The organism is Nocardioides pini (genome assembly GCF_026712185.1).
Classification (GTDB): Bacteria; Actinomycetota; Actinomycetes; order Propionibacteriales; family Nocardioidaceae; genus Nocardioides; species Nocardioides pini.
The window spans coordinates 314,544-330,558 of the sequence record NZ_JAPPUX010000002.1; the positions used below are offsets into that span (position 1 = coordinate 314,544).

A 16,015-nucleotide genomic window follows, 5' to 3' on the forward strand; every position below is an offset into this window, starting at 1 on the left:
CACCCTAGTCACGGGCCCCCGAGGCGGGAACCGTCCACAGGGGCGGTCTCACGCGGCCGGGTCGCCGCTCACCACCGGCCGCAGGCTCGTCCACGTGTCCGGCGGGGTCGCCGACTCGAGCAGCTGCGCGACGAGGCCCGCCAGCGAGTGGCCGGGCTCGCTCTCCCGGCACCGCTCGACGGCACACCAGGACAGGGCGCCGTCACCGGCGAGCCAGGCCGCGAACGCCAGGACGGCGGCGGGGCCGGCGACGTGGGAGGCGGGCAGCCGGCGCACGGCGTCGGACCAGAGCTCGACGGCCCGCCGGGCGTCGCCCCGGTCGAGCCACGCCCACGCCTCGTCGCGCCGCTCCGCCACGCGGACGCTGACGGAGACGGACGCCAGCTCGCCGGCGGAGAAGGTCGTGCCGGCCCGGACGTGGCGACGGGCCAACGTGGTGAGCCCGCCGACCGGGAGCGGCGTCGCGTCGACGAGGTGGGGCAGGCTGCGCGCCACGGCGTCCGCATCGGGCGCGACGGTCTCCCTGAGCGCCTCCCGGCTGGCGTGGGTGACCCGGCCCTCGAAGACCGCCTGGGCGGTGAACGGGTGATCGGCGCGCGTGAAGGGGACGCCGCGGTAGGCCGCGAGCGGCGCGCCCGGCAGCACGGCGTACCAGTGGTCGTCGTGGACGCGCAGCACCTCGCGCACCCCGATGCCCGCGGCCGTGAACTCCTCGTGGACCGACCAGGCCGCCTCGTCGGCGACCGTCGTGTCGTCGTCGTAGACCACGACGACCACGTCACGCACGCCGTTGCGCCGGGCAGGCCGGAGCAGCGCCTCGACCACGTCGTCGACGTCGTCGGGGTCGTGGGGCAGGTCGACGCGGGCGTGCATGCCGCCGCCGGAGGCGCCGACGCTCACGACGACGACGGACCGGTGCGGCACGAAGCCCATGGCGAGCGGCACGAAGGCGGCGATGTCGCCGGGTGTGCGGACCCGCATCGTGGTCGGGCCCGGGGAGGACGGAGGGACGGGGACGAGGTCGTGGGGTTCCATGTCGGTGACGCTTCCCGGCAGCACCGACCCTCGACGCCCCCCGGCCGCGCGGCCTGTGGACGAGCACCGATCCGAGGTGGCTGTGGACGCTTCGTGGCCCGCGAGCCGACCCCCGGGGGTGCACCGCTGCTCGCGCATGGTGCGGGAGGATGGTGCCGTGACGACGCCGTCCTCCTCCGCCTCCTCCGGCCCCACCGGCTGATGCGCAGCACCGCGTCGATCCTGCACCTCGACCTGGACGCCTTCTTCGCCGCCGTCGAGCAGCGCGACAAGCCGTCGCTGCGTGGCAAGCCGGTCATCGTCGGGGGCACCGGGGGCCGTGGCGTCGTGTCCACCGCGTCCTACGAGGCGAGGAAGTACGGCGTCGGGTCGGCGATGTCGACCCGCGAGGCCCGGGCCCGCTGCCCGCACGCGGCGTTCCTCAGCGGGCGCTTCCACGCCTACCGCGACACCAGCCGCCGGGTGATGCAGGTCCTGCGGGAGCTGTCGCCCCTCGTCGAGCCGCTCTCGCTCGACGAGGCCTTCGTCGACCTCGCAGCGGCCGGCCTCCCCGACCTCGAGGTGGCGACCGTGACCGAGGCGGGCGCCGAGCTCCGCCGGCGCGTCCAGGAGGTCACGGGAGGGCTGACCGCGACCGTCGGCATCGCGTCCTCGAAGTTCCTCGCCAAGGTCGCCAGCGAGCTCGACAAGCCGGACGGCATGACCGTCGTCCCGCCCGGCACCGAGCTCGACCTGCTGCGGCCGATGAGGGTCAAGGTCATCCCGGGCGTGGGCCCGGCCACCGCCGAGCGGCTGCGTCGCGCCGGCATCCACACCGTCGCCGAGCTCGAGGCCGTCAGCGAGGACGAGCTCGTCCGGCTGCTCGGACAGGCACAGGGCCACGGGCTGTGGCAGCTCGCCCGGGCGCAGGACTCGCGCCCGGTGGTGGCCGAGCGCGAGGCCAAGTCGATCAGCGTCGAGGGCACCTACGACAGCGACCTCACCGACCGCCGGCTCATGGAGGGGCTCCTGACCCGGCAGGCGCGCGAGGTGGGCGCCCGCATGCGCAAGAACGGCTCCTCCGGCCGGACGGTCACCATCAAGGTGCGCCTCCACGACTTCACCACCCTCAGCCGGTCGAGCACGCTCACGAGCCCGACGGACGACGGCGCGACCATCGCCCGCATCGCGCGCGCCCTGCTCGCCGACCTCGACACGACCGGCGGCGTGCGTCTCCTGGGCGTCGGCGTCTCCGGTCTCGCCGACTGGGTGCAGGAGGACCTCTTCGGCGAGTCAGGAGAGGACGAGGAGGACGAGGTGGTGATCCCCGAGCCGCCGCGGCGCACCTGGCCGCCCGGGGCCGACGTGGTGCACGACGAGATGGGCGCGGGCTGGGTGTGGGGCTCCGGCGCCGGAGTGGTGACCGTGCGCTTCGAGACGGCCGACACGCCGCCGGGGCCGGTGCGCAGCTTCCGCGCCGACGACCCTGCGCTGCACCGGCTCGAGCCGCCGGCCGAGGACTGAGGCCGCACCGTCACACCACGCGCAGCACCACCTCGTCGCCGGGCCGCAGCTGCGCGCAGGCGTCGAGGTCGTCGTCCTCGACCACCGCCACGACCGGGTAACCACCCGTGGTCGGGTGGTCGGCCAGGAACACCACGGGCTGCCCCGACGGAGGCAGCTGGACGGCCCCGAGCACGATCCCCTCGCTCGCGAGCTCGCCGCTGCGCCGCTCCAGGCGCGGCCCGGTGAGCCGCAGCCCGATGCGGTCGCTGTCGGCGGCGACGGCGTACGACGCCCCGTCGAGCCGCGACCACCCCGTCCGGTCGAGCCAGTCGGCGCGGGGCCCTCGTCGCAGGCGCAGCACCGGTTCGCGGGGTCGTCCGACGGCCGCCGGCGGCGGCTCCGGCAGCGGACCGGACGGACCCAGCGGGAGCAGGTCGCCCGGTGCGAGCCGCGGCGGACCGACCCACGCGAGCGTGTCGGTCGAGCGCGACCCCAGCACCGGCGTGGCAGCGATCCCGCCGGCGAAGGCGACGTAGGACCGCACTCCGGTCGAGGCCGGGCCCACCATCACCAGCGCCCCCGCCGGCACCGTCACCGGCGCGCCGTGGGCGACGGCGCGCCGGCCCACCCGGACGGCGCACACCGCGCCTGTCACCGCCAGCGTCACGGCGCGGTGCGGCCGCAGCACCACCCCGCCCACGGTCGTCTCCACGACGGCGTCGTCCGGCCCACCGCCGACGAGCCGCCTGGCCAGGGCGGCAGCGCCCCGATCCAGCGCCCCCGCCCGGGGCACACCCAGGTGGGCCCAGCCGCGCCGGCCGCGGTCCTGGAGCGTGGACAACGGGCCCGGGTCGACGACCTCGACGACCGCCCGGGAGGCGGAGGCAGGACAGGCGCCGCTCACCGGCGCGCCTCGAACCGCACCCGGGTGCCCGGCGCCAGGAGCGCCGGCTCGGCGCGGCCGACGTCCCACAGGTCGGCGTCGGTGGTGCCGAGCAGCAGCCACCCTCCGGGCGAGGCGGTCGGGTAGACGCCGCACCAGGTGTCGGCGAGCGCGACGGACCCCGGCGCCACCCGCGCCCGGGGCGTCTCGAGGCGAGGCACAGCCCGGTCGGCGGGCAGGCCGGCGAGGTAGGCGAAGCCGGGAGCGAACCCGCAGAACGTGGACGTGAACTCCAGCGACGTGTGGAGCTCCACGACCTCCTCCACCGTGCACCCCCAGTGCCCGGCGACCCGCTCGAGGTCGGGTCCGGAGTAGCGGACGGCGACGGACACGAGCGGTCCCGGCACGGCCGCGCGCTCGGCACTCCAGCCTGGGAGCAGCGCACGCACGGCGGCGGGGTCCACGCCGTCGAGCAGGACGGTCCGGGCCGCCGGCACGACCTCCTCGACCGCCAGACCGGCCCCGCGGACCCAGGCAGCGAGGGAGGCCGCCGCGACCGCGTCGTCGACCTCGACGAGGCAGGCCCGGGTCCCGACGTCGACGACCTCCACGTCGGTCATTGTCCACCGGGCGTGTCCGGGCGCGGAGTTGCCGTCGGCCGGGAGGTTTGACAGCCTCGTGGGCGCACACAGGTGAGGGGCTCCCGATGGTATGAGCATCAGGAGCCCCTCGATGTGATCGGGAAGGTGACGTCCGATCCATCGAACCGGTCTCCCGGCCCCCACAGTCCCCGCCACCGGGCCTGCGCGGCGAGCAAGTCGCCGTCTGGAGCTGTTCGTCCGATCCGATCCCCGACCCCGCCGGAGCGGTGTCGGTAGGAGAGTTCTACGTCGCCGGCACCGCAGGGTGCAAGGGTTCTGGCGCACAAACCCGTGGTACCACAGGGTTCCCCACAGAAGTCGTCCGATGCTCCACAGCGAAGTGGTCACCCTCCACAGCCGGGAGGTCAGGCTGTGGACGACCAGCAGGTGGCCACCACCAGGCCGGCCGCCTCGAGCGCGCGTCGTACGGCAGCAGCCGTCCGCACGGCGCCCGGGGAGTCGCCGTGGACGCACACCGAGTCGACGACGGCGGCCAGCTCGACGGCCCGCGCCGCCACCCGGTCGGGGTCCGTCACCAGGGCCCCCGGCTGGTCGCGCGGAATCAGCCGCCCGTCGGCGCCGTAACCACGGTCGGGGAAGCCCTCCAGCCGCGAGCCCCGACCGCGGTCCTCGGCCAGGGACAGCAGCACCGAGCCGGGCATCCCCATCACCGGCAGCGAGCCCGAGCCGTCGAGCACGGCCCTCGCCTGCTCCTCGTCGCGCGCCACCCGGTGGTAGAGCGCACCGTGCGGCTTCAGGTAGGCGACCTCGGCCCCCTCGGCGGCGGCGATGGCCGACAGGACGCCGACCTGCTCGGCCACCTGCTCGCGCAGCGCGTCCTCCGCGACGTCGAGCTCGACCCGGCCGAACCCGGCGCGGTCGGCGTACGACACCTGCGCGCCGAGCGTCACCCCGCGGCGGACGGCACCGGCGCAGACGGCCCGCATCGTCGCCGGCGTCCCGGCGTGGAAGCCGCAGGCCACGTTGGCGCTCGTGACGACGGCGAGCAGGCCCTCGTCGTCGGTCACCTCCTCGCCCAGGTCGGCGTTCAGGTCGACCCGTGCGGGGCCGTCGGCGGTGTGCATGGGGCCAGTGTCCCCGGGGAACCCCCTGAGAAGTCCCTGAGAGTTGGTCGATGTTGCAACTCCGGTGGGTACTGGCTCGTCAAGGCAGGTGAAGGCACCACATCCGGGGCGGGAATCTCGCGGCGGAGACAGGCGTTGGAACAGATGTGCGACACCGGGGTGATCGCACGAGAGCAGGAGGACGAGATGAGCACCGCACAGGCAAAGCGCACCACCAGCACCACTCGCGAGATCGAGGGCCGCGACAGCGTCGGGCTCTACCTCGACGAGATCGCTCGCACCCCGCTCCTCGACGCCGAGACCGAGGTGGAGCTGTCCAAGACCATCGAGGCCGGCCTGCTGGCCCAGCACCTCCTCGACACCGGTCGCGTCGGCCGCCGCAAGGGCGGTGCCCCGATGAGCGCCAACGAGGCCGAGCTCGAGTGGCTCGCCGAGCAGGGCCGGCTCGCGGTCGACCGGTTCATCGAGGCGAACCTGCGCCTGGTCGTCTCCATCGCCCGCAAGTACGGCCGCTCGCAGATGCCGATGCTCGACCTGATCCAGGAGGGCAACACCGGCCTGATCCGCGCGGTCGAGAAGTTCGACTACACCAAGGGCTACAAGTTCTCGACCTACGCCACCTGGTGGGTGCGGCAGGCCATCACGCGCGGCATCGCGCAGCAGGCCCGCGTCGTGCGGCTGCCCGTGCACGTGGTCGAGGAGCTCAACCAGGTCGGCAGCGCCCGGCGCACGCTCGAGCGCCAGCTCGGCCGCGACCCGGAGCCCCAGGAGATCGCCACCGAGCTCGGCATGGACGTGGACCGCGTCCTCGACCTGATGAGCTGGGGCCGCGACCACGTCTCGCTCGACACGCCCGTCGACGAGGACGGCGACACCTCGCTCGGTGACCTGATGGCGCAGGAGACCGCCCCCGGGCCGGACCTCAACTTCCTCGACGCCGAGGCCCGCCAGCGGCTCGACGACCTCGTCGGGATCCTGGACGAGCGCTCCGCCGACATCGTCCGCGCCCGCTACGGCCTCGCGGACGGTCGCCAGCACAAGCTCGCCGACATCGGTGCCCGCCACGGCATCTCCGCCGAGCGGGTCCGCCAGCTCGAGCGGGAGGCGCTGCAGAAGCTGCGCCGCGCGGGCGACCCGGACCTCGCTGCCTGACGCACTAGTACGCCGCGGACTCCAGGTCCGCGCTCGCGGCCCGTGCCCGCTCGACCACGTCGGCGGGGACGGGCCGTTCGCGTGCCACCCGCGCCTGCCACAGCTGGACGGCCACCACGCGGGCGGCGGCCTCCTCGACCCGCGCCCGCGAGACCAGGCCGGAGTCGATCGCGTCGGTGACGATCTGGTGCGTGGTCGCGGTGTCGACCGGCATGAGCAGCAGGTCGGCGCCGGCCTGCAGGGCCTGCAGCGCCGGGGTCGGTCGACCGCCGACGGCGCCCATGCCGAGCGAGTCGGTGATGGTCACACCCTCGAACCCGAGGTCGTCGCGCAGCAGGTCGTAGACCTCGGGCGCCATGCTGGCGGGAACGCCCGGCGCGACCTCGGTCAGGTCGAGGTGGCTCAGCATCACCGCGGGCGCGTGCTGACGGATGGCGGACTCGAAGGGCGGCAGGTCGTGGGCCTCGAGCTCGGCGAGCGTCGAGTCGAGCACGGGCAGCGTGTCGTGGCTGTCGCTGGTCGCGCCGCCGTGGCCCGGGAAGTGCTTGACGGTCGACACGACGCCCGCGTCGTCGTAGCCCTTGATCGCGGCACCCACCGCCTGGGACGCCAGCCGGGGGTCCTGGGACGGCGACCGCGCGCCGATGGTCGGGTCGGCGGCGCCGATGGTGACGTCGGCGACCGGCGCGAAGACCCAGGTGAAGCCGAGGTCGCGCAGCTCGAGGCCCGTCGCGAGGGCCGCCGCGCGGGTCACCCGACGGCCGAGGCGGGCGTCCGCCGCGATCGCGAGCCCCGCCGACTGGAAGTGCGGGAAGTCGGTGGCGATGCCGCGCAGGTGCGAGACGTAGCCGCCCTCCTGGTCGACCCCGATGACCGGCGGGTGGTCGCGCCCGTCCGCCCGGGCGGCGCGGGCGATCGCCGACGTCATGGCCAGCACCTGGTCGTGGTCGAGCACGTTGGCCCCGGTGACGGAGACGCCGGCCAGGTGCAGGTCGCGCACCATGCGGGCCGGCTCCTGCGGGTCGGTGCCGTGGAAGCGCCCGACGATGACGCCCCCGGCGAGCTGCTCGGAGCTCCAGGTGGCGACCAGCTCCTGCGCCTGCGCGAGCTCGCCGGCCGTCGGTCCCCACGTGGTCGGGGCATCCGGGTCCTCGGTCGCCTCGGCGTCGGGCGACGCGGGGTCGGTGGTCCCCGTCGGCGACGCGGAGGATGACGGCGCCCTCGTGGCGGGCTCGGCGTCGTCGGGGGTCTGCCCGAGTCCGGCACACCCGCTGACGAGCAGGACGCCCGTCGCGATCACGGCCAGGCGGGGTCGGATCGAGAGCACGCCCGGGAGGTTACCCGCCCGACCCCTGCGACCCGGAAACGTCAGGCCCGCCGCGCGAGCTCGGCGTGGATCGCCTCGACCTGCCGGCGGAGGTCGGCCAGGGACCCGGTGTTGTCGATGACGTGGGTGGCGATCGCGAGCCGCTCCTCACGGCTCGCCTGCGCACCGATGCGGGACTCGGCGTCGGCCCGGGTCCAGCCCCGGTCCTCGACCATCCGCTGCACCTGGAGCTCGGTGGGCGCGTCGACCACCACGACCGCGTCGAACGACCCGGCCCTCCCGACCTCGGCCAGCAGCGGGATGTCGTGCACGACGACGGCGTGCTCGGGCGCCGCCGCCTCGAGCTCGGCGCTGCGCCGGTGGACGAGCGGGTGGACGATCGCCTCGAGCCGCCTGCGCGCGTCCGGGTCCGCGAAGACGAGGGCGCCCATCGCGGCGCGGTCGAGGTCGCCGTCGGGCGTGAGGAGGTCCGGCCCGAACTCCTCGACCACCGCCGCGAGACCGGGCGTCCCCCGTTCCACGACCTCACGAGCGATCCGGTCCGCGTCGATCACGACGGCCCCGAGGTCGGCGAGGATCGCCGACACCGTGCTCTTGCCCGAGGCGATGCCGCCGGTCAGGCCGACACGAACGGTCACAGGTCCTCCCCCACGACGACGGCCAGGATCTCGTGGAGCGTACGACGCTGGGTGGGCGTGAGCACGTCGAGGACCCGTTGCGACGCCTCGCGGCGTACGTCGTCGATCCGGACCACCAGGCGCCGGCCGTCCTCGGTGGGGACCAGGCGGGTAGCGCGGCGGTCGGTCGGGTCGGGCTCGCGACGGACCCAGCCCCGCTCCTCGAGCGCGTCGACGACCTCCGTCGCCGACCGGGGTGCGATGCGCAGCGCCTCGGCGAGGTCCGAGGGCCGCATCGCGTCGGCCCCGGCCAGCACCCGCAGCGCGCGCGCCTGTCCCGGGGTCACGTCCCAGTCGGCGAGCGCCTCCACGTGCGCCCGCCGCACCCGCCGGGCCAGCGCCATCACCAGGTCGCCCGTCGCCGGGTCGAGCTCCTCGTCGCGCGTCACGGGAATACCTCCGTCCCAGCTTCGGTTGTGCCCTCATAGTGAGGTTACCTCACCACCTCGACACCCCGGAAGGAGCTGGTCGGATGGCTGACCACGCCGACACCCGCCCCCACGCTGACACCGCCGGCCGCCGTCGCGGCGGCCGGCCCGACCCCGCCGACCTTCGGCAGCTCGCCGACTCCCCCGTGTCGCTGCGACGCATCGCCCGGCTCTTCACCCCGCACCGCGCCACGCTGGCCGTGGTCGTGGCCCTCATCGTGCTGAGCTCCCTCGTCGGGCTCGCCCAGCCGTTCCTCGTCCGGCACGTCATCGACGAGGCGCTCCCCCGCCAGGACGTCGGCCTGCTGCTGCTCCTGGTCGGCGCCATGCTCGGCGTCGCGGTCGCCACCGCCGTCATCGGCGTCGTGCAGACCTGGCTGTCCACCGCAGTGGGCCAGCGCGTCATGCACCGCCTGCGCAGCGACCTGTTCGCCCACCTGCAGCGCCAGTCCCTCGACTTCTTCACGCGCACCCGCGGCGGCGAGGTGCAGTCGCGCCTGGTCAACGACATCGGCAGCATGCAGGGCGTCGTGACCCAGACCGCGACCTCGATCGCCGCCAACGTCACCGTGGTGGTCGGCACCGCCGTGGCCATGGTCGCCCTCAGCTGGCGCCTGGCGCTGATCTCGCTGGTGGTGCTGCCGCCGGCGGTCCTGCTCACCCGCCAGGTCGCCCGCATGCGGCACCGCATCACGGGCGAGCGGCAGCGCCGGCTCGCCGACCTGCACGTCCAGATCGAGGAGGGGCTCTCGGTCAGCGGTGTGCTGCTCAGCAAGACGCTCGGCGCGTCGCCCCGCCTGACCGCGAGGTTCGAGGAGACGTCCTCCGACCTCGTCGGTCTCGAGATCCGCTCCCGCCTCGCCGGGCGGTGGCGGATGGCGACGATGAACGTCGTCTTCGCCGCCGTCCCCGCCGCGATCTACCTCGCCGCCGGCTTCCCGGCCACGTCGGGCGGGATGACGATCGGCACGCTGGTCGCCTTCATCGCCCTGCAGGGGACCCTGTTCCGGCCGCTGATGGGGCTGCTCAACGTCGGCGTGGACCTCACCGCGTCGCTGGCCCTGTTCAGCCGCATCTTCGAGTACGCCGACCTCGCGGTCGACCTCACCGAGCCCGCGGAACCGGTCCGGCTCGACCGTGACCGCGTGCGGGGCGAGGTGCGGCTCGAGGGCGTCGGCTTCTCGTACGACAGCGACCGGCCCGTCCTGGCCGACGTCGACCTCGTGGTCCCCGCCGGCAGCACGCTCGCGCTGGTCGGCGAGACCGGCAGCGGCAAGTCGACGCTCGCCTCGCTCGTGCCGCGGCTGCACGACGTGACCGCCGGACGGGTCCTCGTCGACGGGGTGGACGTGCGCGACCTGGCCGCCACCGACCTCGCCGACGCCGTCGGCGTCGTCACCCAGGAGACGTACCTGATGCACGCGAGCGTGCGCGACAACCTGCGTCACGCGCGACCGGAGGCGAGCGACGCGGAGATCGAGCAGGCCTGCCGCACCGCACGCATCCACGACGTCGTCGCCGCGCTGCCCGAGGGCTACGACACCGTCGTGGGCTCGCGCGGACACCGGTTCTCCGGGGGCGAGCAGCAGCGGCTGGCGATCGCCCGCACCCTGCTGCGCGACCCGGCCGTGCTCGTCCTGGACGAGGCGACCAGCGCGCTCGACAACGAGACCGAGCGGGCCATCCTCGCCACGCTCGACGAGGTGACGCGCAGCCGTACGACGATCACGATCGCGCACCGGCTGTCCACCGTCCGCGACGCCGACCAGATCGCCGTGCTCCACGCCGGACGCGTCGTCGAGCTGGGCACCCACGAGGAGCTGCTCCTCCTCGGGGGCCGCTACGCCGACCTGGTGCGGGGCGGGCTCGGCGTGGAGCGCGCGGCCGCGTGACCCGCCGTCAGGCGGCGGCCGCCTTCTCGGCGGCGGCGAGGAGCACGCAGGTCGCCACGCCCTCCATCGCCGCCGTCACCTCCGCGAGGGGCGGCATCGTCGGCGCGAGGCGGATGTTGGTGTCGTCCGGGTCCTGCTTGTAGGGGAACGACGACCCGGCCGGGGTCAGCGCGATGCCCGCCTCCTTGGCGAGGGCCACGACCCGGCTGGCCGTGCCGGGCACGACGTCGAGGTTCACGAAGTAGCCGCCGGTCGGGGTGTTCCACGTCGCGACGCCGCGACCACCGAGCCGCTCGGTCAGCACGCGGTCGACCTCGGCGAACTTGGGCGCGATGATCTCGCGGTGCTTGGCCATGTGGTCGCGCACGCCCTGCGGCGAGCCGAAGAACTCGGCGTGGCGCAGGTGGTTGACCTTGTCGGGGCCGATCGAGCCGTTGCCGAGGTGCCCGAGGTACCAGCCGACGTTGCCGCTCGAGGCCGCGAGGAAGGCGACACCCGCGCCGGCGTAGCTGATCTTCGAGGTCGAGGCGAACATGATCGGCCGGTCCGGGTGCCCGGCGGCCGAGGCCAGGGTGAGGATGTCGGCGCTCTTGGCCTCCTCCTCGGTGAGGTGGTGCAGCGCGTAGGCGTTGTCCCAGAAGATCTTGAAGTCGGGTGCCGCGGTCGGCATCGCGGCCAGCCGGGCGGCGACGTCCTGGCTGCAGATCGCGCCCGTCGGGTTGGCGTACGTCGGCACGATCCACATGCCCTTGACGCTCGGGTCGTCGGCGACCAGGGCCGCGACCGCGTCGACGTCGGGGCCGTCGTCGTTCATCGAGACCGTGACCATCTCGATGCCGAGGCTCTCGAGGAGGGTGAAGTGGCGGTCGTAGCCCGGGACCGGGCACACGAAGCGGACCTTCTCCTCGCGGCTCCACGGCCGCTCGGAGTCGACGGCGCCGAAGAGCATCATCCAGACGAGGCAGTCGCGCATCATGGACAGGCTGGAGTTGCCGCCGGCGACCACCTGGTCGGGCTCGACCCAGAGCAGCTCGGCGAACATCTCCCGCAGCTCGCGCAGGCCCTCGAGCCCTCCGTAGTTGCGGACGTCGACACCGCTGGCGTCCTTGGTCGACGTCGGGAGGCGCAGCAGGTCGTCGGCCAGGTCGAGCTGCTGGGCCGACGGCTTGCCCCGCGTGAGGTCGAGCCTGAGTCCCTGGGACTTCAGCTGCTCGTAGGCAGCCCGCTGCTCGTCGAGCAGCGCGGCGAGGTCGTCGGCGGACAGGTCGGCCAGCGCAGTCGCGTTCACGGTCCCAGCCTAGAGGTGCCTCGACCGCGCCGCGGTCGCCGTTCTGCCCGTGGTACGACGCCTGCCGGCGCGGGGCCCGCGTCGACCTCAGGCGGTCAGCCGGAAGGTCCGGCGGTACTCCTGGGGGCTGACGCCTCGGGCGCGACCGAAGTGGTTGCGCAGGGTTGCGGCGTTGCCGAAGCCGACCTCGGAGGCGACCCAGTCGATCGAGTGGTCGGTCTGCTCGAGGAGCTCCTGGGCCGCGCGCACCCGCTCGCCGAGGATCCAGCTGTAGGGCGTCGTGCCGGTCTCCTCCTTGAAGCGGCGCGCGAAGGTGCGCGCCGACATGTGCATCTGCCGGGCGAGCGTCTCGACGTCGAGGTCCTCGGCGAGGTGGGAGCTGATCCAGGCCAGCAGCGGCGCCAGCGCCTCGGACTCGCAGACCGGCACCGGGCGGGCGATGTACTGGGCCTGGCCACCGTCTCGGTGCGGCGGCACGACCATCCGCCGCGCGGTGGCCGCGGCGACCTTGGCGCCGAACTGCTGGCGCATCACGTGCAGGGCCGCGTCGATCGCGGCGGCGGACCCCGCACCGGTCACGATCGACCCGTCCTGGACGTAGAGCACGTCGGGGTCGACCACCGCCTCGGGGAAGCGCGACGCCAGCTCGGCGGCGTACCTCCAGTGGGTCGTGCAGCGTCGCCCGTCGAGCAGGCCGGCCTCGCCGAGCATGAAGGTGGCCGAGCAGTGGGCGAAGAGCATGGCGCCCCGCTCGTGGGCGGACCGCAGCAGCTCGGAGACCTCCGGCGAGCTGCCCCGGTGGTCGCTCTTGGGCGCCAGGCAGATCAGGTCGGCGTCGGCCGCCTCGTCCAGCCCGTGCTCGACGTGCAGGTCGAAGCCCGCGCGCGTGCGCAGCCGTCCCGGACGGGGGGTGACGACCTTGAAGTCGAAGACGGGGTTGTCGTCCTCGGGGTGGTAGGGCTCGGCCCACACCTCGCACAACGCACCGAGACCGAACGGCTCGGGCTGCTCCTGCACGACCACGGCGACCTTCTGCATCCCAGCAGCGTGCCACGAGCGTGGCAGGAAATCAACTACTACTGGCATTCCTGCCACTGGTGGCAGGAACGAACTGGGCGAATGATTGCTGCCATGAACACGATCATCGCCCTTATCGCCCTGGCCGCCGTCGTCGCACTGCTGGTCAGCTACGCCCGCCACGACCGGTTCGCCGGCCCCGCCTCGTCCGCCCACCCGCTCGATGACCTCGGCCCCATCGAGGAGCGCCGGCACCTCGCGCCGCGCACCTGATCGTGGGCCCGGCCCGGCCTCAGTCGGCGCACGGACCAACGTCTCCGCTCTCGAAGCAGACGTAGACGGGAGCCGAACGACCGGTCGCGCCGCTGACGTCGGCTGCTTCTGCCCACAGCCTGATGACGCCGCGCCCGCTGGCATGCGCGTCGTCGACCGTCAAGGTCCCGGAGGCCAGCCCCTCGACCTGGCGGTAGGGGTGCACGTGGTGCGCCTCCCCCTCGTAGTGGAGGAACTCCGCCACCACGCGCGAGCGCCCCAGGAGGTCCGACACGTCGTCGCCGTCCGGGTCGCTCACCTCCAGGTCCCATCGGACCGTGCCGTCGGCGGCGACCCAGGTGTCGGAGACATCGAGCCTCACCGTCGGCGGACCGCCGATGCGGTCCCAGGTGGCACGCGCGTAGGCGAGGTCCTCGTCGCCGTGGATGTACTCGACGCTGATCACGTGGAGACCCTCCGGCAGCACCACGTCGTGCTGGCGAGCGCTGCCCCAGAAGTCGTTGGAGTAGAAGTCGTGCAGCACCCGGTCGTCGACCCGCAGTCGCATCCACTCGCTGCCTCGGACGGAGAACCGGTAGGTCCCGCCCGTGAGCCGCACCCTCCCGCGCCACGACACGCCGAAGCGGTCCCCGGGATGGGACCGATCGTCCGGCTGCTCCGCCGTCGCCCAGGGTGCGCCCGACGTCGGCGGCAGGTCGATCGTGGGGGTGCACGTGACGGGCGCGAGGACCTCGGACGGCAGGTGGGTGTCGGCGTACGGCTGCAGCCACGCGTATGGACCGGGTGGATGCTCCTCGTCGAACGTCGAGCCGGGTCCATCCAGGTCGTGGAAGCTCCTCCGGAACTCACCCACCTCGCAGGCCGCGCCCGGGGTGCCGCTCGACCACGTCAGTCGCTGGAGCGAGCCGGAGTAGATCGACACCTGCCACACCCAGCCGTCCGGGCCCTCGAAGATGTCGACCGGCCCGCCTGCGGCGGTCGAGTCGGCGACCGGCGGACCGGGCTGGGCCGTGCCTCCGTGGGGCAGCGTCAGGGTGCGCAGGTGGTTCTGCGCGTAGTCGCCGTACAGAAAGACGTCGTCGAACGACGCCGGGTAGCGCGAGCCGCGCAGCGGGACACCAGCGGTGACGGAGCCCCCGCCGGACGTGTGCGGATAGGCGTAGGCCGGCACCTTCGCGTCACCGTCGGCACGCACCCGGGCGCACAGGTGCCACTGGCTCGCCGGGTCGTCGACGTCGCCGAGGTCGGTCGCACGGTCGCCCTCGAGGCATGGCCAGCCGTAGTTCGCCGGGCGGCCGGTCGCCTGGTCGAGGTGCACGACGTCGATCTCCTCGAACGCCCCTTCCCCCACGTCGCCGACGATGAGGTGGTCGCCGTCGACGACGAAGCGGAACGGGTTGCGGAACCCCATCGCGAGCACGCGGGACGCGTTCGACGAGCCGTCGCCGGCGTACATCGGGTTCCCCGGCACCCCCTTGCCCGTCACCGGGTCGACGCGCAGCACCTTCCCGGTCAGGACCTCCGGGTCCTGCACGTGGGCTGCTTCCCGCCGGTCCTTCAGCGCGGCGAAGACCATGGCACTGTCGCCGACGCCGACGAGCAGGTTGCCGGAGTGGTCGAAAGCCATGTCGCCGACGGTGTGCGCGGAGCCCCAGATCGGCATGCAGTCGGGCGTCCGGACACTGGTGGGTCCATGACACGCGGCGCCGGTCACCGATCCCAGCACGACATGACGACTTCCCGGAGCGAACCGGTCCCCGTCCCACGTGTACCGGACCACCTGTTGCGACCGGCCGATCGCCCCCTCCTCACCCTCGTCGAGCACATAGGAGACGTACAGGTGTCCGTTGACGCCGAAGTCGGGGTCGGCGACGATGCCGGCGAGCCCGGCGTCGGCCTCGTCGTGGACCAGGTCGCGCAGGTCCAGCACGACGCGCGGAACGCCCCACTCGGCGTCGCCGCTCGTGCGGGCCATCGCCTTGACCAGACCGGACTTCTCCGCGACCAGGACCAGGTCGTCCCCGACGACCGCGGCCGACGTGGGGAGGTCGAACCCGCTCTGGACGGTCTCGAGACGGAAGCCCGCGGTCATGCCGGTGTCGGACTCGACCGACGCGACCGGAGTCACCACGTCGACCGCGCGCGACAGCACGCTCTCGACCGGGGCGTAAGCACGGGCAGCCAGGTCGTGACGACCGCTCGTGACGGGCACCTCGGCCCGCCACGGTGCGGTGCGGTCGACTGCGACACGCTCGCCGTCGACGAAGAAGCGCACCTCCTCCACCGGTCCGGTGGTCTCTGCGACCACTGAGTGGGTCTCGGCGTCGGTGGTGACGTCGATGGAGACAGCGGGGGGCTCCTGCACGGCGGTGACGTAGTCGGCGAGCCCGTCGTAACCGTCGAGCCGGACCCGCAGACCCACCCCGCGCACACTGGCGGCCGCGACCACGTCGTCGAACGTCAGGGTCCTGCCAGCGGCGAGCGTCAGCTCGGCCACCGTACGCCAGCTGGAACCGCCACCGGCCTCGAGACGCCCCCTGCGTCCCGGCGTGCTGGCCGACGTGAACAGCGCGAGATCGACGCGGCCGGTCGCATCCCTGCGAGCCTCGAAGCTCACCGTCTGCGCGCCGACGGTGGGCGACGGCGACGGCGACGGCGCCTGGGTCGGCGCAGGTTCCGGTGCCCACGTGGGCTCCGGTGTCGACGTCGGCACCGGTGTCGGTGCGGGAGGTGGAGGTGTGGTCGGCGCGGGGACGGTGACCACCGTCCTCGAGCGGGTCACCACAGCGCGATGGAGCGTGCCGCCGCGACGCACCTGCCGGGCGTGCACCC

General features: G+C 73.8%; 14 protein-coding genes. 4 read left to right on the forward strand and 10 right to left on the reverse strand.

Annotated elements, in window-relative coordinates:
* Nucleotides 1-48 precede the first annotated feature (48 nt).
* On the reverse strand, nt 49-1,035 hold the full coding sequence (locus NYO98_RS07730; protein ID WP_268110996.1) for a DUF4192 domain-containing protein: 987 nt from the start codon (nt 1,033-1,035) through the stop codon (nt 49-51).
* 201 nt (nt 1,036-1,236) lie between these two features.
* Between NYO98_RS07730 and NYO98_RS07735 the strand changes: the two genes are divergently transcribed.
* Nucleotides 1,237-2,538: a DNA polymerase IV gene (locus NYO98_RS07735; protein ID WP_268110997.1), complete on the forward strand. Its 1,302-nt coding sequence runs from the start codon at nt 1,237-1,239 to the stop codon at nt 2,536-2,538.
* A gap of 10 nt (nt 2,539-2,548) precedes the next feature.
* Here the strand turns inward: NYO98_RS07735 and NYO98_RS07740 are convergent, their stop codons facing one another.
* From NYO98_RS07740 to NYO98_RS07750, 3 genes are all read right to left on the reverse strand, one after another.
* Nucleotides 2,549-3,424 (reverse strand): 5-oxoprolinase subunit C family protein, encoded by an 876-nt coding sequence (locus NYO98_RS07740; protein WP_268110999.1) that lies wholly within the window; start codon nt 3,422-3,424, stop codon nt 2,549-2,551.
* Nucleotides 3,421-4,014 carry a 5-oxoprolinase subunit B family protein gene (locus tag NYO98_RS07745; protein ID WP_407673875.1) on the reverse strand — a complete coding sequence of 198 codons (594 nt, stop codon included), beginning with the start codon at nt 4,012-4,014 and terminating at the stop codon, nt 3,421-3,423. The genes NYO98_RS07740 and NYO98_RS07745 overlap by 4 nt, the downstream gene beginning before the upstream one ends.
* Nucleotides 4,015-4,409: 395 nt before the next feature.
* Nucleotides 4,410-5,129, reverse strand: coding sequence for a 5-oxoprolinase subunit PxpA (locus tag NYO98_RS07750; RefSeq protein ID WP_268111001.1), 720 nt, complete (start codon nt 5,127-5,129; stop codon nt 4,410-4,412).
* Nucleotides 5,130-5,315: 186 nt separating this feature from the next.
* Here NYO98_RS07750 and NYO98_RS07755 point away from each other — a divergent pair, with 186 nt between their 5' ends.
* Nucleotides 5,316-6,281 (forward strand): sigma-70 family RNA polymerase sigma factor, encoded by a 966-nt coding sequence (locus tag NYO98_RS07755; RefSeq protein ID WP_268111002.1) that lies wholly within the window; start codon nt 5,316-5,318, stop codon nt 6,279-6,281.
* Between the two features lie 4 nt (nt 6,282-6,285).
* Here NYO98_RS07755 and NYO98_RS07760 read toward each other — a convergent pair whose 3' ends face one another.
* From NYO98_RS07760 to NYO98_RS07770, 3 genes are read right to left on the reverse strand one after another with little or no spacing between them, the layout of a single operon-like run.
* Nucleotides 6,286-7,608: a glycoside hydrolase family 3 protein gene (locus tag NYO98_RS07760; protein WP_268111003.1), complete on the reverse strand. Its 1,323-nt coding sequence runs from the start codon at nt 7,606-7,608 to the stop codon at nt 6,286-6,288.
* A gap of 41 nt (nt 7,609-7,649) precedes the next feature.
* The gene (gene coaE / locus NYO98_RS07765; RefSeq protein ID WP_268111004.1) at nt 7,650-8,246 is read right to left on the reverse strand and encodes a dephospho-CoA kinase; all 597 of its coding nucleotides are present in this window, start codon (nt 8,244-8,246) and stop codon (nt 7,650-7,652) included.
* Nucleotides 8,243-8,674 carry a MarR family winged helix-turn-helix transcriptional regulator gene (locus tag NYO98_RS07770; protein ID WP_268111005.1) on the reverse strand — a complete coding sequence of 144 codons (432 nt, stop codon included), beginning with the start codon at nt 8,672-8,674 and terminating at the stop codon, nt 8,243-8,245. The genes coaE and NYO98_RS07770 overlap by 4 nt, the downstream gene beginning before the upstream one ends.
* A gap of 83 nt (nt 8,675-8,757) precedes the next feature.
* On the opposite strand from NYO98_RS07770, the gene NYO98_RS07775 reads away from it, so the two are divergent.
* Nucleotides 8,758-10,605, forward strand: a complete 1,848-nt coding sequence (locus NYO98_RS07775; protein ID WP_326494422.1) for an ABC transporter ATP-binding protein — start codon at nt 8,758-8,760, stop codon at nt 10,603-10,605.
* A gap of 7 nt (nt 10,606-10,612) precedes the next feature.
* Here the strand turns inward: NYO98_RS07775 and NYO98_RS07780 are convergent, their stop codons facing one another.
* Nucleotides 10,613-11,893 (reverse strand): aminotransferase class I/II-fold pyridoxal phosphate-dependent enzyme, encoded by a 1,281-nt coding sequence (locus tag NYO98_RS07780; protein ID WP_268111006.1) that lies wholly within the window; start codon nt 11,891-11,893, stop codon nt 10,613-10,615.
* Nucleotides 11,894-11,980: 87 nt separating this feature from the next.
* The gene (locus NYO98_RS07785) at nt 11,981-12,931 is read right to left on the reverse strand and encodes a GlxA family transcriptional regulator (RefSeq protein ID WP_268111007.1); all 951 of its coding nucleotides are present in this window, start codon (nt 12,929-12,931) and stop codon (nt 11,981-11,983) included.
* Nucleotides 12,932-13,024: 93 nt separating this feature from the next.
* Here NYO98_RS07785 and NYO98_RS07790 point away from each other — a divergent pair, with 93 nt between their 5' ends.
* Nucleotides 13,025-13,183: a hypothetical protein gene (locus NYO98_RS07790; protein ID WP_268111008.1), complete on the forward strand. Its 159-nt coding sequence runs from the start codon at nt 13,025-13,027 to the stop codon at nt 13,181-13,183.
* 19 nt (nt 13,184-13,202) lie between these two features.
* Here NYO98_RS07790 and NYO98_RS07795 read toward each other — a convergent pair whose 3' ends face one another.
* Nucleotides 13,203-15,800: a PQQ-dependent sugar dehydrogenase gene (locus NYO98_RS07795; RefSeq protein WP_268111009.1), complete on the reverse strand. Its 2,598-nt coding sequence runs from the start codon at nt 15,798-15,800 to the stop codon at nt 13,203-13,205.
* Nucleotides 15,801-16,015 lie beyond the last annotated feature (215 nt).